This window comes from Mesobacillus sp. ABV4_180, assembly GCF_056158485.1.
In genome coordinates this window covers 3,871,354-3,895,904 of the sequence record NZ_JBSWTJ010000001.1, presented here as the reverse complement: position 1 = coordinate 3,895,904, position 24,551 = coordinate 3,871,354, and the positions used below count along the sequence as shown (strand labels likewise).

Here is a 24,551-nt window from a genome sequence, read left to right as displayed (position 1 = left end):
CAGGATTAGAAGATCTGCATTTATGGGTATTGAAGAAGCGTAAGATATTTGATTTTTGGAGGGACCATGTTGGCTAACGATACTCAAGTTAAAAATAGACAAAAGAAACAACAGCCATCTTCAAACCGAAAGGCTGAAAAAACGCATAAAAAACACAACAATAAACCATATATTCGCACAAGCCCGAAACCTAAAGAAAAGGAAATGGATGAACACAAACTTAAGCGGAAAGAAAATGCGAAAACATCCTCAAATAATAATGTAAGTGAAACGTCAAACAAAGATAACAGAAGCAAGTCCCAAAATAAAGCACAGAATAAGGACCATGAAGTAAAGCATAAAGAGCAGTCTGGGAAATTCGAGACGGCTTTCAACAGGATTCATAAGGCTTTGAAGGAAATGGTGAAGGGGACGGACAGTGATGCGTTCGTCGAGCTGCTTTACTCTGGCTATAAGAATCAATCTTTGATCAGGAAGTATAAGAGTGAGCTGCACCAGTTCGCCAAGCTGAGGAATGCGATTGTCCATGAGCGGGTGAACGCGGATTATTATATCGCCGAGCCTCATATTGAAGTTGTTGAACGAATCGAGGAGATATGCAGGGAATTCGAAAAGCCACAGACCGCACTTTCAATCGCGACCAGCCCGGTATTCTACTATTATGAAGATGCTTATCTTAAAGATGTTCTAAAAGTGATCAACAAGTTTGATTTTACAAGATTCCCTGTCTATGACAAAGATGATAAATATGTTGCCTTGTTGACTTCGACAGAGATCATCCAGTGGATGGCGAAGCATTTTTCGGATAATGTCGTGACGATTGAAGATGTGCGAGTGAAAGAATTATTGAAGAAAGACAAAAATTATTTCGTTACTTTTGTCGATAAAGATGCTTCACTTTATCATATCGAAGAACTATTTGAACGCTATCACACGAGAGGAAAGAAGCTCCAGGCAGTCATCATCACTGAAACGGGAGACCGCCACGGGAAGCCGGTCGGCGTAATTACTCCCTGGGACTTGCTTGACAGTGACCCTGCGGAGGATTAACCTCATATACACTCTTTTCGGTGGTCAATTAATCAAGGCGGTTCCACATTGACGAGGCGCCTGCCTTGCTGATATACTGCCTATTACAAATGATATTTAAAAATTGAAATAACTCTTATCCAGAGCGGCAGAGGGACAGGCCCTGTGAAGCCCGGCAACCTTCATTTCGGTGAAAGGTGCTAATTCCTGAAGATTCACGTCTGAAGATAAGAGGGGATGCTGCGCGCGAAACCTCTTCTTATTGGAGAGGTTTTTTTACATTACAGAAAAAGCAGGTGGGCGAGATGGCAGGAAATTTCGAAACAGAAGTGCTTCATTCGATACATAACAAACCGAAGGGGATTAAAAGTAAGGCAACGCCGATTTATCAGACATCGGCTTTTACATTTAACGATCTGGATGAGCTGGAGGGCTTTTACCAGGGTGAAGGAGATTATTTGTACTCGAGGGTAGGGAACCCGAACACGGATGAATTGGGACAATCCGTTGCAGCACTTGAGCATGCGGAGGATGGAGTGGCGGCATCTTCTGGGCTGTCGGCGATTCTTGCTGGCGTCCTGGCTGTGGTGAAGAGCGGCGACCACATTGTCGCGGCAGATGATGTCTATGGAGGCAGCTTCCATATGCTAAAATCAGAGCTTGAACGATTTGGCATCGAGACGACATTTATCCCGTTTTCCGACCTGAGCAATGTTGAAGCGGCAATCAGGGAAAATACAAAGCTAGTATACACGGAATCCATTACCAATCCGCTACTTCGGGTCGAAAACCTGGAAGAGGTCATTGAGCTGGCCAAGAAACATAATCTCACCGTTCTGGTGGATAATACTTTTGCCACGCCGCTCCATGTGCGTCCGTATTTGCTCGGTGCGGACCTTGTCGTCCATAGTGCCACGAAATATATTGGCGGCCATAGCGATGTCACTTCAGGAGTCGTAGTAGGCCGCAAGGATTTAATCACTGAAGCACGTGCTAGAATCGTGAATCTCGGTGCGAACCTGAGTCCATTCGAAGCCTGGCTTACTTGCAGAGGATTGAAGACACTGGCATTAAGAATGAAGGCTCAGTCGGAAAATGCGAGGATGCTTGCTGAAAAACTGCGTGAAAACGAGAAAGTCGCAAAGGTATATTATCCTTTCGCTGAAGGTGAAAAAGGGTTCGGGGCCATTGTCACGATCGAGCTTGCCGAGCATGTGGACACAAATCAATTTTTTAAATCGCTAGGCTGGGTAAAAATTGTTCCGACACTTGCCGGTGTTGAAACAACCGTATCCCACCCGCTGAAAACATCCCACCGTGCCCTTCCGCCAGAGGCACAGAAAGAACTGGGGATTACCTATGGATTAGTCCGGATATCAGTTGGAATTGAGAATGCTGCCGATATTATTGAACAATTTGAGTCAGCACTTGCGAAATCTGAAAAATAAATTGGTATAAATAGAAAAAAACTCCAACAATTTTGATATTATATTGATATCATACTTTTCATACCCTAATAGGTTTGAAGGGTTTAACAGGAGTGGAGAACATGCGGAGGTTCATTAATCTTTCGTTAAAAACCAAGGTATTCGCTTTTTTTGGCATGTTATTTTTCGTATATGCCATATCAACAACTTATAATTTTTACTTGCTCAATAAATATAAAGGAAGCCCAGACCCGGCGGAACTTGTGTCAAAGAGCTTTTATTCAACTGCAATCGCCGGTACACTCATTTCGATAGGCTGTCTTGTTTTTATCATCATATTGTTCAAGAATGTTTTCAGGCCAATCGATCTTCTGACGGAAGCCACTCGGAAAATGGCCACTGGTGATTTATCGGTCCATCTCGAGAACCGGTCAATGGATGAAATCGGGAAGCTGACCTCTCATTTCAATGAAATGGTCGATCAGTTAAAGGTTCTTGTTGCTGAATGCCAAAGCAATACAGAATTGCTGCATGATTCATCTATCAAGCTTTATGATAATTCCCAAGGCCATGAAATAGAGAGTGAAAGGATCAATTCTTCCATTTTGCAAGTCTCTGCTGGGGCAGAACTGCAACATAAGCAATCAGTTTATTTGAGTAAAGTTGTCGATAGAATGGAAAAACGAATCAGGGAAATAGCAGAACTTGCTAATCTGATTGATGAAATGTCCTCGGAAAACGTATCTAAAAGCAAGAAGGGTATGGAGCTGATCGACGGAACAAGCACGCAAATTGGACATATGGACCAGATCACAAGCCAGGCTGCGATTGATGCAGAACAATTGGCAGAGAAGACAAATAAAATTGATCAAATCGTCAACATTATTTCTGGTATTGCGAATCAGACGAATCTGCTGGCATTGAATGCTGCAATTGAAGCGGCTCGTGCCGGGGAACAAGGTAAAGGATTTGCTGTGGTTGCAGGTGAAGTCCGGGCATTAGCTGAACAGTCGCTATTGGCTTCAAAACAAATTCAAGAAGTCATTGAAAGTGTTCGAGGGGAAATAAAAAACATGGTAGATGTCATGGCTAGCGGGAGCGCAGAAGTTCAAAAAGGGAGCAGGTTATTTTCCAATGTACAAACTGAGTATGGTGAAATGAGGGAAGGCATCCTCTCTATTCAGCGAGAAATCGGCAGGGTTGCAAACTATGCTGACGACTTAAAGAAGCAAACCTTTGAGTTGACATCGATGAACAGAGAAACAACGGCCATTCTGCACACAAATTCAGAAGGAATCACCGAGATGGCTGCAGGGCTTATTAACCAAGGAGAAACGGTCAGGGAAATCACTGCTACCGCGGAAAACCTGAAGAAAATCTCTACTGTACTTAGGGAAGCTGTTTCTGGTTATCGCAATAACTGATTATCGTTCGACATCATGTTTACGCCTCCTGTATGCGGGTATCTTTAAAAAGGACTACTCGTCTAAAGGAGGCTTTTATTTATGAACTATGAACATGAAAAACACCTAGTTGGAGTATACGATAACGAACGTGATGCAATCCAGGCAGTTGAGGATCTGAAAAGACAGGGCTATTCAACGGAAGACATCTCGGTTATCGGTAAAAACGATGATGAGGTTGATCACATCAACGAAGCAACCGGAACGAAGACTGAGGAAGGTCTTGCTGCTGGTGCAGCAACAGGCGGCATTTTAGGCGGCCTTACGGGATTACTGGCTGGTATCGGAGCGCTTGCGATTCCTGGTATCGGGCCAATCGTTGCTGCTGGTCCTATCGCTGCGACACTGACAGGCGCGGCAGTTGGCGCTGGTGCTGGCGGATTGGCTGGAGCATTGATTGGTATGGGTATTCCGGAAGATGAAGCTGAGCGTTACGAAGGCTATGTAAAAGAAGGGAAGATTCTTGTCGTCGTCGAACGCGATGAGAACCGTGTTGGGTTAAATGATACAACAAGGACAACTGGTTTGGAAAATCCGGTTGACGCACCCCTGACTTCGGACAACCCTGCGAATACTCGATTGAACAACCCTAGAGATTTTTAATAAGATATTGTCATAAAAAGGGCTGCCATTCATTTGGCAGCCTTTTGGCATTGTTGTAAAAGTAAAATAGCGTACAGTTCACTTCGAGAATTGTCCAGCTCCAGCGCTTGTCGGGGCTGCCCAAGGCGCTTCCGCTTGTCTTAGTAAGCCTTTTTTAATGAGAAAAGCTAATCACCTATACAAGATATGAAGGCTTGCATACTTTAATAATGAGGACGACTATCCGTCTTTAGTTTATATAAAGGATGTGAGTCAAATGAATTATGACAGCAATAGGAGAAACTCGGGATCCGACTCTAATTATTCCATGCATGTATCCAAACCAACCGGCCGTACTTCTCCCTATTCATACAGTGTTTTAGATTATCATGGTTCAACATTATATGTGGTCACGTTTCTTGGAGTAGTCCCTCTAACTGATGGATACCGCTGGGATTACCAGATTACAAATATAGGTTCCTATTATCCATTGAACAACTGGGTGCTGGGAATGGAGGGAGGCTTTAGCCGTTTGAGATGTTTCAAAGGAGACATCTATTCTGCTGATGCAAAGAATATCCCTGTTCCAGAGACCCCTGTCGACTGCTCATTCCCTTCGTCTAATCCAAACTTCATGTGCCCATATACAGATCCATGCTCTAATGTCACAGGTTTAAAGTATGATCATCTGAATTCTCCGGAAGAAGGGGAATTAGGTCCGGGAAAAACGCAGCGATTTTCTTTTATCATCCGTGAGAACTTGCCGGCTGAACCAGTATGTTTCCAGCTGCAATTTGGAAACAGGTCAAGAAGCGGCGAAATATACGCACCAGGATGTATTTGCAAAAACCCTTGTAATATGTGTGAAGAAGATAATGACTTCACTTGCGATGTAATGTTCCCAGACTGTTTCACCCTTGATGGAACAGCAGATGACGTTAGAGTCGGTTATTGCATTAAATGCGCCAGTGAATGTGTAAAGGATGGCACATGTAAATCACTTACTACCATCAATGTATGCGGTACTGATTTGCAATGCTGTGTCCCTGTTCAAAGGTGGAGGCAGGAAATTGATTTCCAGGTCATCTTCAACGTTCCGATAAAATCTTCGTCAGGGGCAAATGCCTGTATTGATGAACCGCTTTATGCCTGCTGCATAGATGACAGAACGGCGATCAATAATTGCTTCACATGTATTGACGATCAGGATTGTGCTCCGCCTTGTGAAGCTGCTGATTGTGAAAATACTGAGATTGTAGTGACAGGCTTAGCGCCAATCGAGGATCGATACGGAAAAATCATCGGCGTCACAATTGAATATACATTCGTTACTCCTCCATGTGGGAACGAAGTAATAGAAGAATAGTTCGTGCCAGAAAAATAAAGCAGGCTGCCAAATAATAAAGGCCGCCTGCTTTCAATTATTTTTCTTTTCTTGTATCAAGTAAATCAATCCGGCTGGCATCATCCATATTAAAAGCCGATGATATATAAAACAACAGAACGCCGCCAGCTAAGCCGAGACAAATGACAAAACCAATGGTCATCACCCATAGATATCCCATAATTCGCATTCCTCCCTTTGATAAAACTATATGCAGCACCAATATGTTGTTTTCGTCCGTAATAAAAATAAAAAAGTATATTTTCCAGGAAAATTCTCATCCTAACATTCGAGGAGGAATGAATGATGGGAAAAAAAGTAATACTGGCAATAGCACTGCTGTTCTGGCTTGTTCCGGCAATTTCTTTTGCACAGCAGGTGTATACCGTTCAGCCGGGTGATTCTATGTGGAAAATTTCTGTTCGTTATCAGATAGGCCTTTCTGAAATCATCGCTACAAATCCGCAAATCAAGAATCCTAATCTGATTTATCCAGGGCAAAAAATCAATATACCAAGCATGCAGGCTGCAAAAAGCATCGACAGTGAGGTCATCAGGCTGACAAATGCAGAACGGGCGAAGCATGGACTCAAACCGCTCGCAGCTGACTGGGAGCTGTCAAGGGTAGCCAGATACAAATCTGCTGACATGAGAGATAAAAACTATTTCTCCCATACAAGTCCTACATACGGAAGTCCGTTCACGATGATGAGGAGCTTCGGCATCAACTACCGAAGCGCGGCAGAAAACATTGCCGCAGGACAGAGGACGGCAAACGAAGTAGTCCAATCGTGGATGAACAGCCCAGGCCATCGTAAGAACATCCTGAATGCTTCCTACACCCATATCGGCTCCGGCTATGCATCTGGCGGAGCTTACGGACATTATTGGACACAAATGTTTATCACGAAATAAACACCATGAAAATTCCCCTGAAGAATCCTTCAGGGGAATTTTTTAGCATTTATACTGACAATCCACGGATGAGACTCCGCGTTCGCCTTTTCTCCACAAACGATAAAGGGCTTTTCCATCACTATGCCCTCCGCCAGGATAATCCATGGGAAGGAGAGCGAAGAATACATAATAAAACGAGAAGTAGATAAATTGGTATGAAAAAATCGATACTTCAAATAAGTCAAACCAGATCAAAAGATTGAGTAAAAGCATGCTTAATAGATTAAAGATAGAACCGCCAAGCAGAATAACGGATTTAGAAAAACGATTATTGAATGCTACATATTCAAATCGGCAATCTCCTGACCAGAAATAGAATTGATGGACGTCAATTTTCCAGAAGGAGAAGAGCCTTTTTCCGCTGCCGAGCGTTACTCTAATGCCTTTTGCGCCAAAAATCGCCGCGAATGTGATATGTCCGATTATATGGATGATGATGACGACCGGTAATATTAAGAAAAATGCCCAAAGGAATTTGATGATATCTTGTAAACCAAACATGTAATACCTCCTCATGCTGACTCTTACCTGATACCCGTTTAAAACCCGCAGTAACAGCTAATTTATTCCTCAAAAACCATATAGAATCCCGCGGTCCTGCCAACTCCTCAGCCTCAGGTCCTATTTGAAAATCAAGCTCAGGCACGTTATAGGGTTTTTTCAATCAAGGTAAGATGTAACCATAAGAGATAAGGAGGAAATGAACATGAAAAAATTTGGTTTACTTGTTGCTGGTTTCGTTGCTGCCATGGTGCTGATCTCCAACCTTGGTCCGCTCGTCGGCCTCGGGGTCAGCTTGCTGGTGCTCTACTTCGTCGTGAAGCAATTTTTAAAGACGAAATCGACAGCCGCTAAAATCGGCTGGGGAATCGCAGGCTTCATTGTCCTAATGGCTACCGCGTCCAACGTGCCTGCTATCCTGGGAATCGCTGCTGCTTATGTCCTGTACCTTGTATATAAAAACTGGGACAAAAAAGCAGAAGCGGTCCAAGAAGAAAACGATCCTTTCGTGAACTTCGAGAAGCAATGGGCACAATTGAAAAACAACTAATCTGAAAAAATCAAAATCAAACAACCAAAAGGAGAGATTTACAATGGCAAATCTATTTACAAGAATCAAAAACACAGTAATGGCTGACCTGCACGAGGCATTGGATCAGAAGGAAAGGAAAAATCCAATCTCCTTGCTGAACCAGTACCTTCGTGAATGTGAAGTGGAGACAGAAAAAGTAAGGAAGCTTCTTGAGCGCCAAGGGCAATTGAAAGAACAGTTTACCCGTGAGCATCATCAGGCACTTGAAATGGCGGAAAAGCGCAAGTATCAGTCGGAGATCGCGATGAGAGCGGGTGAGTCAGAACTTCAGGAGTTTGCCAGCCAGGAACAAGCACAGTATGTGGAAAGAGCTGCAAGGCTGAAGGAAGCGGTGGAAAACGCGGGTAAGCAGCAAATGGAGCTTGAGCGAAAATACGAAGACATGAAGCACAAATTAAAAGATATGCATATCCGCCGCCTTGAATTGATGGGACGCGAGAACGTGACGCGTGCACATTACAGGATGGACCAGGTGCTTGATAACAATGCTTACTCTGATAAAGCCTATTCACGATTTGCAGAAATGGAAACATACCTGGAAAACCTTGAACAGAAGGTGAAAAGCTCCTACAACCGTGACACAATTGACGGCAGGATCGCCCAGCTGGAAAAAGAATTCAAAAATAAAGAAACACATTCTATTTAATAGGCAAAACATGGTATTCTAAAGAGGCGCAGGAAGCTGCGCCTTTTGGGTATCACCCCGAAATTACTTCACAACATCACCTCAAAAAAATCTACCCATGTTTAATAGATAATTAGAGGAAGGGAGGAAAACAGCATGTTGAACAACTTGAAGAATGATTTTGTCAGCTGGATTGTCATTACTGGACTTATACTGCTTTTGCTTGAGGTTTCGTTTTTTAACGAAGGCCTTATTTTCTCCCTTCTGGCAAGTGGAGCGATGATTTATTTCGGACGCTCTCTCATGCCGAAAAAAACGGGGAAGGCTCTTTTCTGGGCAGGTCTGTTCTTTTTCATGAGCAGCGTTTTCAGCATGATGACCTTCAGGTTTTTCCTGCTGGCGGTACTGATTTATCTTGCCTATCAGTTTGCCCAGTCGAAAAAGAAGCCGGAACTCATAACGCCTGTTTTACAGGAGCCTGAGAAAGAATTCAGGAAGGAAATCGTGATTGAAAAACCGCCTTTATTCAAGAATCGCCTGTTTGGGCATCAGGAAACACCGCCGCATGTGTACGACTGGAATGATGTTAACATCCAGACCGGTGTTGGCGACAGTGTGATCGATTTAAGCCTGACGGTGCTGCCTAAAGGTGAAACGGTCATCTTCATCCGGAATATCATTGGCAATGTCCAAGTTTTGGTGCCATATGATTTAGAAGTTACCCTTCGGCACTCAGCAGTGATCGGGTCGGCAGAAGTGTTTGAGCATGAAGAAGGCAGAATCCTGAATCAAAGCCTATACCTGCAGACGCCCGGCTATGACGGAGCGGAGCAAAAGGTGAAAATCTTTACTTCGATGATGGTTGGGAATATCGAGGTGAAGCGGATATGACAACGGCCGTACGCCAGATTTTATGGGGATTGACACTCGGAATGATCTTGTTCATCGCGCTCACGCTATCGTTTGTGCTTGTTTTTCCGGTTGCAAGGCTATCAGATTTATGGAATCGCGAGCTGATGGATATTCCTTTTATTGTCTTTACGTTTAGTATCAGTACCGTATTAGGCGTTGCCTTTGGGATGGCCTCCGGAATCTATTGGAGAAGACAGTTCAAGACAGTGGACAGCTGGCTGTTTCAGCTCGAGGAAGGGCAGCAGCCGGAAATTGAATCAAACCAGGCCTACGCAGAAATTTCAGCAATCTCGAATAGGGTCGGGAAGCTGCACAAGCAAATTTCTGAAAAAGCGATGCTGTCACAAAGGCTCGCAACGGAAAAAGCAGAGGAGCAGGAGTCGCGCATCCAGGAAATCATTTCGCAGGAGCGCAACCGGCTTGCCCGTGAATTGCATGATTCGGTCAGCCAGCAATTATTTGCGGCATCGATGCTGATGTCTGCCATCAATGAAACAAAGTCACCTTCCGAGGAACGGGAAGCGAAGCAGCTGAAGATGGTCGAGGAAATGATCCATCAATCCCAACTTGAAATGAGAGCATTGCTGTTGCATCTTCGTCCAGTTGCGTTGAAGGGAAAAAGCCTTCAGGAAGGAATCGAAGAGCTGTTAATCGAATTAAGACAGAAAGTCACCATGAATATTAAGTGGAAGGTGGAGCCATTCCCGCTGGATAAGGGTGTAGAGGACCATCTTTTCCGCATCCTCCAGGAATCCGTCTCGAACACGCTTCGCCATGCTAAAGCCGAGCAGCTTGAAGTATTGCTGATCAAGCGTGACGATAAAGTCATCATGAGGGTAGTAGATGATGGATTGGGTTTTAATGTGGAAGAAACAAAAGCAGGATCATATGGCCTCCAGAATATGCATGAACGTGCCGGCGAAATCGGCGGAACACTGAAGATCGTCAGTGTTGAACACAAAGGGACCAGGCTCGAGGTCAAGGTTCCAATATTAGTGGTGGCGGGTGAGAATAATGATTAAAGTTGTATTTGTAGATGACCATGAGATGGTGAGGATCGGCGTTTCATCCTATTTGTCTGCACAACCTGATATCGAGGTAATCGGCGAAGCAGATAATGGCAAGACAGGAGTCGAGATGGCGCTTGAACTGCGGCCGGATATCGTCCTCATGGATCTGGTCATGAAGGAAATGGACGGAATCGAAGCGACGAGGCAAATCATCGAAAAATGGCCCGAGGCAAAAATCATTATCGTGACGAGCTTCCTCGATGATGAAAAAGTATATCCCGCACTGGAAGCAGGTGCGACCAGCTATATGCTGAAAACCTCAAAAGCCAGCGAAATCGCAAACGCGGTAAGGGTTACATACTCCGGCCAGCCGGTTCTGGAACCGGAAGTGACCGGCAAGATGATGATGAAAATGCGCCAGAAGAACAGCGTCGAGCTGCATGAAGAACTGACAGAGCGCGAAATGGAAGTTCTGAAACTGATTGCAGAGGGAAAGACGAACCAGGAAATCGCCGATGAACTGTTCATCGCCTTGAAGACAGTGAAGACACATGTCAGCAATATCCTAAGCAAGCTGCAGGTCCAGGACCGCACACAGGCAGTCATCTATGCATTCAGGCATTCACTTGTAAAATAGCAGAAGGGAGAATAGGAAATGGAACCATTTGCAGGACTATTTGGATTAATGGGAATCCTGATTTCCCTTGTACTGCCACTTGCGATGATTATCTTGTTCATCATGCTTGTAACGAGCACAAAAAGACAGGAATCCTTAATGAAGGAAATTCTTGAAGAGTTGAGAAAGAATAATTCAGGTAAAAGTGATCTGGATCAATAAAACAAAAAAGAGGCCAATGGCCCCTGTTCATCTAATTGGCTTTTTCGTCGATTACATCTAATTTCATAAGCATTTCGCTTAAGGCTATGGATATGACTTCCCGTTCTTCAAACTCATTTGGATAATGGGAAGCACTATTTATATAGTCATGCTTTTCAGCTAACTTTTCTTTAATTTTTTTACACATCCAGAGCTGGTAATCCGAAAGTTCCACATGTCGCAGCATTGAACCCACTCCTTCATTAGTTATAAATACCCGCCTTATCTGCTTACTTAAACGCTTTCTCCACAAGATTATTCAGTTTGGGAAAAATTGAGAAAAGCTCTGTTGTTGCAAGGATCAAGGGGATTTAATCAAATGTTTGATTAAGAATTATTTGCACGGGAAGCATAAAATGTAGATATAAAAAGCAAGAAATAGGCAGGAATGGAAAGAACATTTCAGGAAAAACTTGCTATAATGTTAGTGGAATATTAAAATAAGAGTGAATATTAAATGAACGGAGGTGAAGAGAGATGATCAAGACTGTTTTAGTGCACGGATTCTGGAATGAATTCCTTTATTTTTGCCGTGCAAAATTTGCTGTTGCAGTTGCCAACGGGATACGTATGCCCTTTTTTAACAGCTCAATATCAAAAACAAACGGTAGGATCATCTCTTTTCACGCTTAAAAGCAAGCTTTGGTGAATGGGGAGGGCTCTATGCCCTCCTTTTGTATTCATTGGATTGCTGGAGCCAGGAGCAGAGTTATCTGCCCCTGGCTTTTTTGCATTCATTTTGGCAATCCAGGCTGCATTTAGCTGAAAAGGGGGATGAAATAGGAGGAAAAAATAATGATAGCATGCAGTGTTAACCATATAAGCAAAATGTACGGCGGCAATTTAATTTTTGAAGATTTGTCGTTCGAAATAAGCGAGAAAGACCGGATTGGCTTTGTAGGAAGAAATGGGTGCGGGAAGACGACGCTATTGCGGCTGATTGCGGGCATGGAAGAAGCAGACCAGGGGCAGATTCATTGGAAAAAGGGTTTGAAGATCGGCTACCTGGCTCAGATTCCTGATTATCAGGAGGCACTGACGGCAAGGGATGTTCTGGCTTCGGCTTACGACGAGTTGATGGCTGTACAGGAGGACATGAATAAGCTTGAAACAGAAATGGCAGCGGCCGGGGAGGATTCGGCAAAGCTTGAAAAATTGCTGGCGAAATACGGTGTCCTTCAAGAAAAGTTTGCAATGGGCGGGGGCTATGAGATGGACGCCAATATCGACCGAATCGCAAATGGCCTAAAGATTGCCACGTTGCTGGATTCCAATTTTAACAGCCTGAGCGGCGGGGAGAAAACGAAGATTGGTCTTGCGCTCAGCTTGCTGCGTAATCCAGATCTGCTGCTTCTTGATGAGCCGACGAACCATCTGGATATCATGGCGGCTGAATGGCTCGCGGAGTTTTTGAAAGAGTATGAAGGAACCGTAGTCATCATCTCTCATGACCGTTATTTTCTTGACGAGACAGCGACGAAAATCCTCGATATGGAAGACGGGGAGATTGAGCTCTATCATGCCAATTACTCGGGATTCATGAAGGAAAAAGAAGAGAAACTCCTCCGTGAATTCCAGGCGTACGAAGAGCAGCAGCGAAAGATCAAGAAGATGAAGGAAGCGATCAAGAGGCTGCGCGATTGGGCTAACCGGTCGAATCCTCCTAGTTCCGCGCTGCATAAACGCGCGACCAATATGGAGAGAGCTCTGGCGAGGATGGAGATGCTCGACCGCCCGATTTTAAATCGAAAGAAAATGAATTTTGAATTGGAAACGGGAGCCCGCAGCGGAAAAGACGTACTCGTTTTGAAGGATCTCAAGAAAAAGTTCGGGCACAGAGAGCTTTTCGAGGATGTCAGCCTTCTGGTGCAGTATCAGGATCGTGCAGCGATTGTCGGCGAAAATGGTTCTGGGAAAACAACTCTGCTGAAATTCATCCAGGGAGAGCTTGCACCTGATCAGGGAGAAGTGAAGCTGGGGAGCAGTGTGAAAATCGGCTACCTTTCACAGCATATGGAGCTGTCCAGCAAGGATGGCACCGTGCTTGATGCTTTCAGGAGCGAAGTCGTCATGAACGAGGGTGAGGCCAGGAATGTGTTGGCCGGGTTCCTGTTTTATGGACCTGCGGTTTTCAAGAAGGTAACTCAGCTGAGCGGCGGTGAGCGCATGAGGCTGCGCCTTGCCCAGCTGATGCATCAGGATCTCAACTTCCTGATTCTTGATGAACCGACCAATCACCTTGATATTGATTCACGCGAGGTGCTGGAGGAAGCACTCGACGGTTTCGAAGGAACACTTCTCGCCGTTTCACATGACCGTTATTTCCTGAATAAACTTTTTGAAAAAATCTGCTGGCTCGAGAACGGGGAACTGACAGAAATAGAGGGTAACTATGACCGGGCAAGAGTGAAGATGGCGGAGAAAAGAAAACGGCAGGAGACCTTAACGGCCGCCGTTCGGCCGGAAAAACAGACAACTGCAATAAAAGCAGCCAGTCGACCTGAAAAGCAGACAAATGCACAAAAGGCAGCTGAAACAGGGGATGAAGAAGAGTTGCTAGAGCAAATTGAAGCCCAGGAAAACGCGATTGCTTTGCTTGAACAAAAAATGGCTGTGAATTCTGAGCTGGCCATTTTGCAGGAACTTTATAAAGAGAAAGAAGAATTAGAGTTTAGATGCAATCAGCTCTATTCAAAACTTGAGGAGATATCATAGAGAACGGACGAAGAACTGCGGATCATCGCAGTTCTTCTTTTACATTGAAGACTATTTGCACACTTTCCTTAATAATGTCCGGACTTGTCTCATATGTTTATAGGAGTAAATGAGACAGAATTGGGAGAGAAGCTATGAATACATTTTTTAAGGGGATGGCGATCCTCGTCATTGCGAACTTTCTAGGGGAAGTGCTGGAGTTCCTCGTCAATATGATTCTTGCAAGGGAGCTGGGGGAAAGCGGGATGGGGCATTACATGACGGTATTGCCGACGATTTTTTTGATTATGATGCTGGCGAGCTTCGAATTGCCAGTTTCGATATCAAAGATGATTGCGGAGAAGGATGAGCTCTACCACCGAAGCATGATCCGGCATGCAGTCAGGATGGCAGTAATGTTCACAACCATCATTCTGATTGCCGCTGCGGTGGTGCTGCCAATTATTCCGGTGTTCAATGACTATCATCCATTACTGAAGTGGGTTGTGCTGGCGCTCATACCGGTAATGACGATCTCTGCGATTGCCAGGGGACTTTTCATGGGCAAACAGGAGATGGGCAAGATCGCGATCTCCCACTTTATTAGAAGAGCAGTCCAGCTTGCTTTGCTGACCGCCGTTTTTCAGTTTTTCGAGTTCGGCAGTGAAACAGCCCTGCTCGTGGCTTTTTGCACACTGGCGGGGAGCGAACTCGTCGTTTTCCTATATTTATTGCACCATTTTATCCTATCCTACCAGCGGGTCAAAAGGCTCCCGGGCAAGCAAATCAGCGGGAGGGAAGTCCGAAAGAGTCTTGTGGAGGTCTCTGTTCCAACAACTGGACTGCGTATTTTCCACTCACTGACACATGCGGTCCAGCCATTTTTAATCAAAGCGGCTGTTGTTGCTGCAGGCCTATCTCCTGAACTTGCGACTGAACAATTCGGGATGATGGCAGGAATCGCAATGACGATTGGATTTTTCCCGGCATTCATCGCCCATTCATTCTTAATCATCCTAATTCCGACAGTTTCGAAGGCATATGCGGAAAAAGAGTTTCATAAACTGCAAAAATTGCTCCAGCATGTGATGCTTCTGACGCTTTTATATGGACTTCCAGCTGTCACTGCGTTTTACTTATTGGCTGAGCCGTTGACCAATACGTTTTTCCATTCGCGAGACGCGGCAGTGTTCCTGCAGCTGCTTGCACCATATTTTCTGTTCCACTACTTTACGATTCCGATGCAGGCTTATTTAATTGGCCTTGGACTCATAAAGGATGCGTTCATTCACTCAGTATATGCAACCGTAGTGACATTTTCACTGATCTATCTTGTCGGTTCTCGCCCGGAGTGGGGAATGGAGGGAGTCATTGTTGGCATGAATACTGGCAGTCTCGTCATCTTGTTTTTGCACTATCTGACGATCTGCAAAAAAATCGGCATCACCTGGCTGTCCAAAAACAGGATCAGTGACTCGCGATATTGAAAAAGGAAATTCCAGACGTACAGAGAATTCTATATAATAGAGTTTAAGTCAGGAGTGATGGAGTGGAAAAGGTATTGCGTGGACACCATCTGCTATGCGTCCATGGCTTCAGAGGGATGGGCTACAGTCCGGAATTCGTCAAGAAGATGGAAAGCATCGTCAATGGTATCCGGGACCCTGAGCAGGATTTTTACATAAAGGTGGTCGCAGACTTTGATGATGCGTGCATGTCATGTCCGCATCGGGGCCGGGAAATCTGTGAAGCAAGCGAGGGGTCGAATGAACATGTTCTCTCGATGGACGGGAAGACAATCCGCCATCTTGGCCTGGTCCCTGGTGAACGCTATTTAAAGTCCGATCTTGTAAAATGGACCGCAGAAAAGGTGGAACCCGACGATCTTGATTTCCTTTGCAAGAATTGTTCATGGCTTCAATATGGAGTGTGCAAAGAAGGAATCGCAGAGCTAAAAAGGAATAATAAATGCCTGACCCAGGGTGGTTGACAAAACAGCCACCGGGTCAGGCATTTTTAAATTTTTCGTCAATCAATGGGTTGTTTCCATATAAGATAAGTCGGTCACCTGGTTCCAGTTTGGTATGATGAGATTTTTGCCGGATATGGATATCGCCTCTTTTTATGAAAAGTAGGATGAGATCGTCTTCGGACTTAATAATTTCATCGAAGGTCTTCCCGGAAAAAGGAGAGTCCTCTTTAATGGAGATTTCCCGTACTTCATCCTCTTCGCCCATCACCAGGACATCCCTTATCGGCAAATCAGCGAGCTCGTAATTCTCCTTCAATTCACTCTTCATTTTTTTCGACATGAACTTCTGTACAGCTGGAGCCCTTAAGACGAGCAGCAAAACAACCAGTCCGCCTGCAATATAACCAATTTCAATTGTATAGAAGTTGTCGGTCAGAATATTGCTGATCGCGGATATGATGACTGCAAGAGAGAAAGCACCAAACAAAATTAAAAAAGCACCCAATTTCCGCCTGACAGGGTGATCGATGATCAATTCTGATTCTCCGGTTGTAAAACCAGTACCAGTAAGCATAGAGATGACCTGGAATCTGGCAACTTTCCGGTCAAGCCCAGTGGCGGCAAAAATCGAAGTATTGATTTCGATTACGGTAAAGACAATGAACAGATAAATGAAAATGAATAAAATCCCCATATCCTAAAAGCCTCCTCAACACTCGATAGTATTGGTATCAGAGGAATATATTAAACAAAAATAGACCGGGGAACTGTATTCCCCGGACATTTTATTGATGCTGCAAGTTCTCGTTGTAGTAGTTAACACCGTACATGGAGCCTTCGCTGACCATTTTGTTGTCTTCGAGGTCCATCGGGTCAGGATTCCCTGCTTTTTGTACAGGAATCACATCTGGCTTCGATGGCATGATTTTTTCCTTAACCTGTGTTGCCATATCTGTAAGTTTTGCTTTATTTTCAGGTTTCATAGCCATCCATAATGCTGCGGCGCCAACACCTAACATAACTGCTGATTTCATTGATCCAGTTTTTTGCATTTGCATATCTAATTCCCTCCTATTAATAACACTTTGTTTCAGTGTTCAGAGGCTTGAAGCTTTTTTATATGCCTCATATATGTACTGTTTACCCGCTCTATGAAAAACAAAAACCTTTTTTAAAATTGGAAGGACTGCCAAGTATTAGACTAACAGCAGTTTCAAACCATATTTATAAGGGAAGAGTAATACTTGATATGAATTGAACGAGAAAGGTCTGAGTGCCGTGCAGCACACATTTAACCAGGAAAAATGGGTTTGGTTTGATTATCAGAAGGAGGACCAGCCTGAAATCAAAGATGTCATCTCAAAATATTCAACATGTGAAAGCTGGTATAACCATGTAAAAGAGAGCGGGGCCAACTTCCTGAAAGTCAACACGGAGACAAGGGGAGAAGAATACATTTGGGGCTCACTCATTTACAGGCAGGATATAGAAGAAAAAAGCGAGAAAAATATTTTTCACTTCTATATTTGCAAAGAGTTTTTCATTTCAATTGATTTTGATTTCTCCATTCTGGAATCGAACCCGATTGGGGTTCACAAGCATATGGAACAGGCGGAGAATGCGGTTGAAGGCTTTTTCATCCTGCTGGGAGAAATTCTATCGAATTATTTACAGAAAATAGATAGCTATGAAGAGCAGCTGCATGATTTGTTATGGGAAATGAAAAAAGAAAATAATCTTGAAATCCTCGAAAAAATTTATGAAAATAGGCATGAGCTATTGATTTGGAAGAATCTAGTCGTACCAATTACCGAATTGAAATTCATCGCAGAGGAAGCTTACGGCAAGGAAATCCGTGAAATGACAGAGTTCAGCCGGGTAGAAACCCGTGTTGAACGGGTGCGGACAATTCTGGATGAATACCAGCAAGCGATCGATACGATGATCAATCTCGAAGAAGTAGTCTCCACCCATCGAGGGAATGAAATCATGAAAACATTGACCGTCATTACGATTCTTTTTACACCGGTAATGTCATGGGGAGCGCTATGGGGCATGAACTTCAAAGTGATGCCCGAACTGGAATGGAAGTTTGGGTACGCAATCGCTGGAGCATTGATTTTGGTCTCCACAGCCTGGCTGTATTATTACCTGAAGATGAAAGGCTGGATGGGAGATATTCTGAAAGTCAAAGGGAAGAACAGGTTCTTTTAATAGTTGCCAGACATAAAAAATCGCCCATCAATGGGCGATTTTCTTTAACGGATAAGAAAGCATATATCCATTTCGAGAATTGTCCAGCTCCAGCGCCTAGCCCCTCGAGACGCTTCGGTCCTGCCAATGAAGTCAAAGAACGACTTCACCGTCAGGCCCTCCAGCTCTTGTCGGGGCTGACCAAGGCGCTTGCGCTTTCCTATTCTGCCAGCTTCACTAGCATGTGTGCGAGTGCATGCTGTTCTTCTTTTGTGCCGACCTTCCAAAGCTCCTGCAATAACTGTTCCTCTTTGTTTCGAGGGGTTACTTTTTCGGCAAGGTAGTCAGCAACCTTTTGCGCAGTTACTGCGAGCTGTTCTTCATTCAATCCGGCTGTTTTGGCAAGCTGGATGCGTTTGCTCAGGTAGGTTCTGAACTCATTGAAATCACCAAGGATATCATCCGCCTGCTGGGTATTCAACCGGTCCAGAGTCTCCTCGACCTTGCTGGTATCGACTTCGCCATCTTTATGGATCATATGATCTTTTTCCATGTTGAAAACCTCCTTGTAAAAGATAGTTATTAAATATCCGTTGCGGGGAGCTTGTAAACCTGGGGGAGCACATTAAAAAAGGTGCAGGCCACTGGGCCAGCACCTTTTTTAAGTCCGACATACGGACGATGGGAGGAGTATTCAGTTTTGCTATTCAATTGCTCAGCTGGGGCAAATCGATCTTAAATGTATCGATTTAAGACCAGCGTGCCTTGAGACAGCAGCGCAAATCTTCCTCCGCTTGCATAGCCAATGACGTATTCTGAAGTTGACGTAAAGTTCTCCACTTTAACCAGCCCCTTCTATGTTAGTATTGGCATTGCTCGGATCCTGCGGACAATTTTAGAGGAGTGTTCTGCTAAGCTCTTCAATATAGCACTGTGATCTATCGATTTTAAGTCCATCGATTTAAGACCAGCGTGCCTTGAGACAGCATCGCGAATCTTCCTCCGGTTGCTAAGCCAATGACATATTCTGAAGTCGCCGTAAAGTTCTCCACTTTAACCAGTCCCTTCTATGTTTTGTATTGGCCTTGCACTATTTATATACCCGTGAGAACTTACTGAAAACTTAATAAACTTAATTAAAAGTTGGCATTTTGACCAAAAAATGGCATGAATAAAAGGCAGCCATGATCGACTGCCTTTTACGAAGATTAATCTCTGCTTGATAAAACTCCAAAGAAGCGAAGGATATACAGGAATAGATTGATAAAGTCCAGATACAGGTTAAGCGCCATTAAAGGCACTTCTTCTGGGCTCACTCCATAATGCTTCATTCTATTAAAATCAAATAGAACATAACCGCTGAAAACGAGAATTCCGATAAAGGAATAAGCCAACATTCCTGTAGAGCTTAGCGGCCAGAAAATATTGAAGATGCTGATTGCAATCAGCGCCAGCAGGGCTGCCATCAGCATGCCGCCAAGGAAGCTCAGGTCACGCTTTGTTTTTGTAGCGTATATGGCCAAACCAGTAAACACGACTGTTGTGGCACCCAGTGCATTGATGACGACATTGGCACCAGTTGTTGCGATATAGTGGGCAATGACTGGATACATCGTCATTCCTGAGATGAACGTAAAGGCATATAAGAACGCATAGGAGATGGCTTTCTTTTTACGTAAGAAGAAGACCCCGATCAGCATGGCAAATTCAATGATTACAAGCGGCAAGAAGAGCGCTGGCGGAACGAAGACACCTGCCATGGTGCCAATAAAAGCGATTGCCAGTGAAATCGCGAACGTGCGCATTACGGATGGCATAAGTGATTTTTCAGTATAAGCGTACATGTAAATGTCACCTCAATAATTTATTTGCTTATGTATACGGGTGACAGGCACCACTGGTTTCATTTTACGAAGAAAAGTTCTTAAATATGATTTTTTTCCTTCAAAAGATCGCGGATTTCTGCCAAAAGCTCTACTTTCGCATCAAGGACAGGAGCTGCCGGCTTTGCTTCTTCCTTTTTCCGGTAGCGGGTGATGATGCGAATGAAAAGGAAGATCGCGAAGGCGGTGATGAAAAAGTCGACAATCGATTGGATGAATGCCCCATATTTTATCGTTTTGTATGTAAGCGTTGAGAAATCTTCGCCAAATGATAAAAGTCCCACAATCGGCATGATGATGTCATCGACGAGCGATGAAACAATTTTTCCGAAAGCTGCACCGATGATCACACCGACAGCCAAATCCAGGACATTGCCTTTGAAAGCGAATTTCTTGAATTCATTCCACATGAAAAAAATACCTCCCATAAATGATATCTCTTCTATTCTGAGAGATTAGCGGGCAAAAAGCAATAGGGTCTGCTGGCCAGAAGGAGGTTTGTTAAATTTGATAGAAAAGCAAAAGACAGCGGATTCCGCTGCCTTTCAGTATTTTATTGCAAATGATTTAAACGTTTCGGTTTTTGCAGTTTCATTCACTTCAATATGGTCCACTGTGGAGAACGGATTGCCTCTTCGTATCTCATCAATGAATTTTTCAAGGTCAGCCCTGGGGCCGGAAGCAAGAATTTCAACGCCACCCTCATACAGATTCCTTACCCAGCCAGTGATTCCAAATTGAACAGCTTTCATTTGCGTATAGTACCGGTACCCTACACCCTGAACCTCTCCTGAAACAATAATTTGTAATTGAATCAAGACGTCGCCCCCAAATAAACAATTAGGTTAACAATATATCTAATATTATATGTAATGATTACTTGATAACTTCATTATAGCATATGGGGTTGAAGCGGATAAGGAAAAGATTAGGGGGCGGTATTTATATATAAAGTACATTAGATTGTCCATTGCCTGAAAAGAGTGAGGAGAGGGAAATCGGTAAAAGGAAGGCTGCTTCTTTGCCGGAAAAGTGCGAGGAAGAGCAAATGGTAAAAGGAAGGGCGCTGCTTTGCCCGAAAAGTGTGCGGAAGAGGAGAAACAGTAAAAGGGTGCTCTCCGCCAGGCATCAAATATAAAAAAACAGCCGAACTAAATGTCCGGCTGTTCACTATGATGATTAAAACGCCCAGTCACCGTTGCGGAACACTGGTTCAGAAGCTCCATCTGCGGTGATGCCGTCAATATCCATTTGATCGGAACCGATCATGAAGTCGACGTGCGTGATGCTTTCGTTCAATCCGTTTTCTGCGAGTTCCTCTGATGACATCTGCTTGCCGCCTTCTACGCAGAAGGCATATGCGCTGCCGATTGCGAAGTGGTTCGATGCATTTTCGTCAAACAGTGTGTTGAAGAACAGGACATTTGATTGAGAGATCGGTGAGTTGAATGGTACAAGGGCAACTTCACCAAGATAGTGTGAACCTTCATCAGTCGCAACCAGCTGTTTAAGGATTTCTTCGCCTTCCTCAGCTTCCACTTTGACGATTTTTCCATTCTCGAAAGTAAGCTTGAAGTTGTCGATGATATTTCCGCCGTAGCTTAGTGGCTTTGTGCTTGAAACATATCCGTTTACGCCAGTTTTCAAAGGTACAGAGAAGACTTCTTCTGTCGGCATGTTCGCCATGAACTCATTGCCGTTCTCGTTCACGCTGCCAGCGCCAACCCAGATATGTTTTTCAGGAAGCTCTACAGTCAGGTCTGTACCTGGAGCTTTGTAGTGCAGCTTCTTGTAGCGCTTGCCGTTTAGGTAGTCAACTTTTTCATGCAGGGAAGCGTCATGCTCTTTCCATGCCGCAACCGGGTCTGCAGTATTAACACGTACAGCCTTGAAAATCGCATCCCAAAGCTTCTCTACTGCTGTTTCAGCAGGCTCATCAGGGAAGACCATTTTTGCCCAGCCTTCAGATGGTGCAGCAATGACTGTCCAGCTTACTTTATCGGATTGTATGTATTTGCGGTATTTTGAAAGTGCTGTTCCTGCTGCTTTCTGGAAGTTACCGATGCGCTCAGACTTTACGCCTTTAAGCAGGTCAGGGCTTGAAGACACGATTGACATGAATGCTGCACCGTTCTCAGCCAGGTCTTCAACTTCGCGTGCACGCCATTCAGGATACTCGGTGAAAGCCTCATCTGGTGCAAGGTCGTATTTTGTTCTGTTGACAGTGTCGTCATTCCAGTTCACAACCACATTTTTAGCGCCAGCTTCGTATGCCTTTTTTACAACAACACGGACTAACTCAGCAGAGTCAAGCGTTGTGTTGATGACTAGCGTCTGGTCTTTCTGGATGTTAACGCCAACCTTGACAGCAAGATCAGCATATTTTTCTAAATTCGTTTGGAAATCACTCATCTATTTCGCCCCTTTTCTGAATCTTCTTTTATATTGTAACGATTTTATTGTAAAAAAGAAACTGAATACATTCGACTTTACCAGACAGAAGGAATCTATATGTCTAAAATTGCTAGCCTATCAAACTGGCATTTGAGAAGCACTGTACGGTAAAATAGAGCGGTATATAAAAGGGTCTAGGAGGATTTTTCATATGAGATTCGACGTTGTCTTGCTGAGGTTATCAGCAATTTACGCATTCATCGGGGCATTCCTTGGTTCGCACATGGCTGGTGCAGGAGACTATGCCGTACGTCCCGTCCATGCGCATATCCTGGTTGTCGGCTGGTTAAGTTTATTTGCTTTTTCAAGCTACTATCGTTCATACAAGGTTCCGAACACTTCAAAACTAGCATTATTCCATGTCTGGACTGCGATCCTCGGAAGCTTTGGGCTGACAGTTGGCATGTGGCTATATAATGTAAAGCCATTTCCGCTGCCGGAAACTTTCACAATGGTATTCTATATCGTCGGCGGCTCCACTTTGCTGCTCAGCTTCCTGTTATTTGTCTTCATGACATTCAAATACAGCGATGCAAAGATGAAATAAACGCAAAAATCCATGCAGACTCCGAATCTGCATGGATTTTTTATGCGATTATAGACTAACTATCGACCACTTCTGGCAAAACCTAAACCCCTGCAGACTTCCTGCTGTCATACATCCGAAACATCATCCAGAACAGCACTGCGCTTAAAATCGCGAGTATGCTCAAGATCGTAAAGGTCCAGCCATAGCCGATCCAGACGGTGAGCGGGATGCTGATCGGTGCGATTGTCCTGCCGATTGTGTAGCGCAATGAAGCCGCGGCGAAGTATTGCCCTCGCATATGCTCAGGTGCCAGATTGGAGATAAAGGTTTGCTGCAGGCCGGCTGTCATCAGTTCAGCAAGTGTGAACACAGCCATTGCGGCAATCAGGCCCCAGATCCAGTTTGTCGCACCGAACATCAGGATTGCGACGGCATAGACCAACGATGACAATACAAACACATTGCGTTCGCGGAAGCGGGTCACCCATTTTGTCACCGCTACAGTGAAGAGGGCAACGAGCAATCCGTTCTCGGAAAGAATCAATCCGAAAGCCTGCTCGCCATTCACGGTAAAAATCTTGCTGCCGAGCTCAAGAACAGTCTGATTATGCACCGTATCCTTTGTATAAACAGGGAATAACAGATCAAGCTGCATGAACGTTTGCGCTGCTAAAATTCCCGCAATGATGAACAGGAGAAAAACTTTATCCTGGACAATGACTTTGTAATCGGCAATCTGTTCTCTAAGGAAGTCATACCATTTTCCATTTTCAGCACGTTCTTGTTTGGCTGAAGCAGGGACCGTTTCGCGTGTCCATTTTGCAAGGACGAGCGCAAGCAGGATTGAAATGATGGCGACGGCAATCATCAATTCAAACCTGTATTTCACATAAAAAATCGCACCGAGAATCGGACCGACGACGACAGCGATATTGATCGACGTATAAAAAATCGCAAACACGCTGCTTCGGTCTTTTTCCGGTACAACGTCAGCTACCATTGCCTGGCTCGCTGGCCAGTAGATGGAGCCGAACACTCCGACTAGCGCGAAGCAGATGAATCCGAGCATCGGAGAGGTATACCATGGTGAAACGGCATAGGCAAATACAAGGAAGGCGATGCCCTGGCCGAAAGCGGAGATGACCATCATCCTTTTGCGCCCGAACCGGTCAGCGGTATAGCCGCCAAGCAAATTAGCAAAAACCGAGAAGACCTGTGAAAAAATCAGCAGAAATCCGGCCTTATCCTTTCCAAAGCTCTCGGCAAAATAAATCGTCAAAAACGGAAAGAACATCCAAAATGTAATATTCATCAAAGCCTCGCCAAACAGACGAATCTTCAGGTTTCGATCCCAATCCCTAATCCTCATGATGTTGCTCCTTCTGTATCTTTGAATGACAACCAACGAATATCATACTATTTAGAAGGAATAGATTACAAGGCAAATCATTCAACAAAAAAAGCGGC

At 44.4% G+C, this 24,551-nt stretch carries 29 protein-coding genes and 1 riboswitch; of the genes, 18 read left to right on the top strand and 11 right to left on the bottom strand.

Going from position 1 to position 24,551, the window contains the following annotated elements:
• The first annotated feature begins 69 nt into the window (after positions 1-69).
• The 5 genes from ACXAEA_RS19905 to ACXAEA_RS19885 all read left to right on the top strand — a co-directional run bounded on the left by ACXAEA_RS19905 (position 70) and on the right by ACXAEA_RS19885 (position 5,867).
• Positions 70-1,050, top strand: a complete 981-nt coding sequence (locus tag ACXAEA_RS19905; protein ID WP_475097578.1) for a CBS domain-containing protein — start codon at positions 70-72, stop codon at positions 1,048-1,050.
• 112 nt (positions 1,051-1,162) lie between these two features.
• A riboswitch (SAM riboswitch) is annotated at positions 1,163-1,263 on the top strand.
• A gap of 71 nt (positions 1,264-1,334) precedes the next feature.
• On the top strand, positions 1,335-2,477 hold the full coding sequence (locus ACXAEA_RS19900; protein WP_475097577.1) for a trans-sulfuration enzyme family protein: 1,143 nt from the start codon (positions 1,335-1,337) through the stop codon (positions 2,475-2,477).
• Positions 2,478-2,578: 101 nt separating this feature from the next.
• Positions 2,579-3,880, top strand: coding sequence for a methyl-accepting chemotaxis protein (locus tag ACXAEA_RS19895; protein ID WP_475097576.1), 1,302 nt, complete (start codon positions 2,579-2,581; stop codon positions 3,878-3,880).
• 81 nt (positions 3,881-3,961) lie between these two features.
• Positions 3,962-4,522, top strand: a complete 561-nt coding sequence (locus ACXAEA_RS19890; protein ID WP_475097575.1) for a general stress protein — start codon at positions 3,962-3,964, stop codon at positions 4,520-4,522.
• A 256-nt stretch (positions 4,523-4,778) separates the two neighbouring features.
• The gene (locus tag ACXAEA_RS19885) at positions 4,779-5,867 is read left to right on the top strand and encodes a hypothetical protein (protein WP_475097574.1); all 1,089 of its coding nucleotides are present in this window, start codon (positions 4,779-4,781) and stop codon (positions 5,865-5,867) included.
• 55 nt (positions 5,868-5,922) lie between these two features.
• Here the strand turns inward: ACXAEA_RS19885 and ACXAEA_RS19880 are convergent, their stop codons facing one another.
• Positions 5,923-6,066, bottom strand: a complete 144-nt coding sequence (locus ACXAEA_RS19880) for a hypothetical protein (RefSeq protein ID WP_475097573.1) — start codon at positions 6,064-6,066, stop codon at positions 5,923-5,925.
• 125 nt (positions 6,067-6,191) lie between these two features.
• Here ACXAEA_RS19880 and safA point away from each other — a divergent pair, with 125 nt between their 5' ends.
• Complete coding sequence (gene safA / locus ACXAEA_RS19875) at positions 6,192-6,800, top strand: SafA/ExsA family spore coat assembly protein (protein ID WP_475097572.1); 609 nt, start codon at positions 6,192-6,194, stop codon at positions 6,798-6,800.
• Positions 6,801-6,842: 42 nt separating this feature from the next.
• Here the strand turns inward: safA and ACXAEA_RS19870 are convergent, their stop codons facing one another.
• Positions 6,843-7,343 carry a hypothetical protein gene (locus ACXAEA_RS19870; protein WP_475097571.1) on the bottom strand — a complete coding sequence of 167 codons (501 nt, stop codon included), beginning with the start codon at positions 7,341-7,343 and terminating at the stop codon, positions 6,843-6,845.
• Between the two features lie 205 nt (positions 7,344-7,548).
• Between ACXAEA_RS19870 and ACXAEA_RS19865 the strand changes: the two genes are divergently transcribed.
• The 6 genes from ACXAEA_RS19865 (at position 7,549) to ACXAEA_RS19840 (ending at position 11,320) form a co-directional block, all read left to right on the top strand.
• The gene (locus tag ACXAEA_RS19865) at positions 7,549-7,893 is read left to right on the top strand and encodes a lmo0954 family membrane protein (RefSeq protein ID WP_475097570.1); all 345 of its coding nucleotides are present in this window, start codon (positions 7,549-7,551) and stop codon (positions 7,891-7,893) included.
• Between the two features lie 43 nt (positions 7,894-7,936).
• Complete coding sequence (locus ACXAEA_RS19860) at positions 7,937-8,581, top strand: PspA/IM30 family protein (RefSeq protein ID WP_475097569.1); 645 nt, start codon at positions 7,937-7,939, stop codon at positions 8,579-8,581.
• Between the two features lie 135 nt (positions 8,582-8,716).
• Entirely contained in the window at positions 8,717-9,451 is a 735-nt protein-coding gene (liaF, locus tag ACXAEA_RS19855) for a cell wall-active antibiotics response protein LiaF (protein ID WP_475097568.1), read from the top strand.
• Positions 9,448-10,494 carry a sensor histidine kinase gene (locus ACXAEA_RS19850; RefSeq protein ID WP_475097567.1) on the top strand — a complete coding sequence of 349 codons (1,047 nt, stop codon included), beginning with the start codon at positions 9,448-9,450 and terminating at the stop codon, positions 10,492-10,494. The genes liaF and ACXAEA_RS19850 overlap by 4 nt, the downstream gene beginning before the upstream one ends.
• Positions 10,487-11,119 carry a response regulator transcription factor gene (locus ACXAEA_RS19845; protein ID WP_475097566.1) on the top strand — a complete coding sequence of 211 codons (633 nt, stop codon included), beginning with the start codon at positions 10,487-10,489 and terminating at the stop codon, positions 11,117-11,119. The genes ACXAEA_RS19850 and ACXAEA_RS19845 overlap by 8 nt, the downstream gene beginning before the upstream one ends.
• 18 nt (positions 11,120-11,137) lie before the next feature.
• Positions 11,138-11,320, top strand: a complete 183-nt coding sequence (locus tag ACXAEA_RS19840; protein WP_475097565.1) for a hypothetical protein — start codon at positions 11,138-11,140, stop codon at positions 11,318-11,320.
• Positions 11,321-11,351: 31 nt separating this feature from the next.
• Here the strand turns inward: ACXAEA_RS19840 and ACXAEA_RS19835 are convergent, their stop codons facing one another.
• Positions 11,352-11,546 carry a hypothetical protein gene (locus tag ACXAEA_RS19835; protein WP_475097564.1) on the bottom strand — a complete coding sequence of 65 codons (195 nt, stop codon included), beginning with the start codon at positions 11,544-11,546 and terminating at the stop codon, positions 11,352-11,354.
• Between the two features lie 290 nt (positions 11,547-11,836).
• Here ACXAEA_RS19835 and ACXAEA_RS19830 point away from each other — a divergent pair, with 290 nt between their 5' ends.
• From ACXAEA_RS19830 to ACXAEA_RS19815, 4 genes are all read left to right on the top strand, one after another.
• Positions 11,837-11,992, top strand: coding sequence for an RAxF-45 family protein (locus ACXAEA_RS19830; RefSeq protein ID WP_475097563.1), 156 nt, complete (start codon positions 11,837-11,839; stop codon positions 11,990-11,992).
• Positions 11,993-12,154: 162 nt separating this feature from the next.
• On the top strand, positions 12,155-14,074 hold the full coding sequence (gene abc-f / locus ACXAEA_RS19825; RefSeq protein ID WP_475097562.1) for a ribosomal protection-like ABC-F family protein: 1,920 nt from the start codon (positions 12,155-12,157) through the stop codon (positions 14,072-14,074).
• Positions 14,075-14,208: 134 nt separating this feature from the next.
• Positions 14,209-15,540 carry a polysaccharide biosynthesis protein gene (locus ACXAEA_RS19820; RefSeq protein ID WP_475097561.1) on the top strand — a complete coding sequence of 444 codons (1,332 nt, stop codon included), beginning with the start codon at positions 14,209-14,211 and terminating at the stop codon, positions 15,538-15,540.
• A gap of 116 nt (positions 15,541-15,656) precedes the next feature.
• Positions 15,657-16,043: a DUF1284 domain-containing protein gene (locus ACXAEA_RS19815; RefSeq protein ID WP_475098177.1), complete on the top strand. Its 387-nt coding sequence runs from the start codon at positions 15,657-15,659 to the stop codon at positions 16,041-16,043.
• Positions 16,044-16,059: 16 nt separating this feature from the next.
• Here the strand turns inward: ACXAEA_RS19815 and ACXAEA_RS19810 are convergent, their stop codons facing one another.
• Together ACXAEA_RS19810 and ACXAEA_RS19805 are read right to left on the bottom strand one after the other, a co-directional pair.
• Positions 16,060-16,719, bottom strand: a complete 660-nt coding sequence (locus ACXAEA_RS19810) for a TrkA C-terminal domain-containing protein (protein ID WP_475097560.1) — start codon at positions 16,717-16,719, stop codon at positions 16,060-16,062.
• A gap of 91 nt (positions 16,720-16,810) precedes the next feature.
• Entirely contained in the window at positions 16,811-17,083 is a 273-nt protein-coding gene (locus ACXAEA_RS19805) for a hypothetical protein (RefSeq protein WP_475097559.1), read from the bottom strand.
• Positions 17,084-17,303: 220 nt separating this feature from the next.
• Here ACXAEA_RS19805 and ACXAEA_RS19800 point away from each other — a divergent pair, with 220 nt between their 5' ends.
• Complete coding sequence (locus ACXAEA_RS19800; RefSeq protein WP_475097558.1) at positions 17,304-18,239, top strand: magnesium transporter CorA family protein; 936 nt, start codon at positions 17,304-17,306, stop codon at positions 18,237-18,239.
• Between the two features lie 199 nt (positions 18,240-18,438).
• Here ACXAEA_RS19800 and ACXAEA_RS19795 read toward each other — a convergent pair whose 3' ends face one another.
• From ACXAEA_RS19795 to ACXAEA_RS19775, 5 genes are all read right to left on the bottom strand, one after another.
• On the bottom strand, positions 18,439-18,771 hold the full coding sequence (locus ACXAEA_RS19795; RefSeq protein WP_475097557.1) for a DUF3243 domain-containing protein: 333 nt from the start codon (positions 18,769-18,771) through the stop codon (positions 18,439-18,441).
• 655 nt (positions 18,772-19,426) lie between these two features.
• Positions 19,427-20,062 carry a Bax inhibitor-1/YccA family protein gene (locus tag ACXAEA_RS19790; RefSeq protein WP_475097556.1) on the bottom strand — a complete coding sequence of 212 codons (636 nt, stop codon included), beginning with the start codon at positions 20,060-20,062 and terminating at the stop codon, positions 19,427-19,429.
• Positions 20,063-20,142: 80 nt separating this feature from the next.
• Positions 20,143-20,511, bottom strand: a complete 369-nt coding sequence (mscL, locus tag ACXAEA_RS19785; RefSeq protein WP_475097555.1) for a large-conductance mechanosensitive channel protein MscL — start codon at positions 20,509-20,511, stop codon at positions 20,143-20,145.
• A gap of 135 nt (positions 20,512-20,646) precedes the next feature.
• Positions 20,647-20,919 carry an acylphosphatase gene (locus ACXAEA_RS19780; RefSeq protein ID WP_475097554.1) on the bottom strand — a complete coding sequence of 91 codons (273 nt, stop codon included), beginning with the start codon at positions 20,917-20,919 and terminating at the stop codon, positions 20,647-20,649.
• A 361-nt stretch (positions 20,920-21,280) separates the two neighbouring features.
• The gene (locus ACXAEA_RS19775) at positions 21,281-22,513 is read right to left on the bottom strand and encodes an aminopeptidase (RefSeq protein WP_475097553.1); all 1,233 of its coding nucleotides are present in this window, start codon (positions 22,511-22,513) and stop codon (positions 21,281-21,283) included.
• 193 nt (positions 22,514-22,706) lie between these two features.
• Between ACXAEA_RS19775 and ACXAEA_RS19770 the strand changes: the two genes are divergently transcribed.
• The gene (locus ACXAEA_RS19770) at positions 22,707-23,102 is read left to right on the top strand and encodes a hypothetical protein (protein ID WP_475097552.1); all 396 of its coding nucleotides are present in this window, start codon (positions 22,707-22,709) and stop codon (positions 23,100-23,102) included.
• Positions 23,103-23,184: 82 nt separating this feature from the next.
• Here ACXAEA_RS19770 and ACXAEA_RS19765 read toward each other — a convergent pair whose 3' ends face one another.
• Positions 23,185-24,453, bottom strand: coding sequence for an MDR family MFS transporter (locus ACXAEA_RS19765; protein ID WP_475097551.1), 1,269 nt, complete (start codon positions 24,451-24,453; stop codon positions 23,185-23,187).
• Positions 24,454-24,551: the final 98 nt, after the last annotated feature.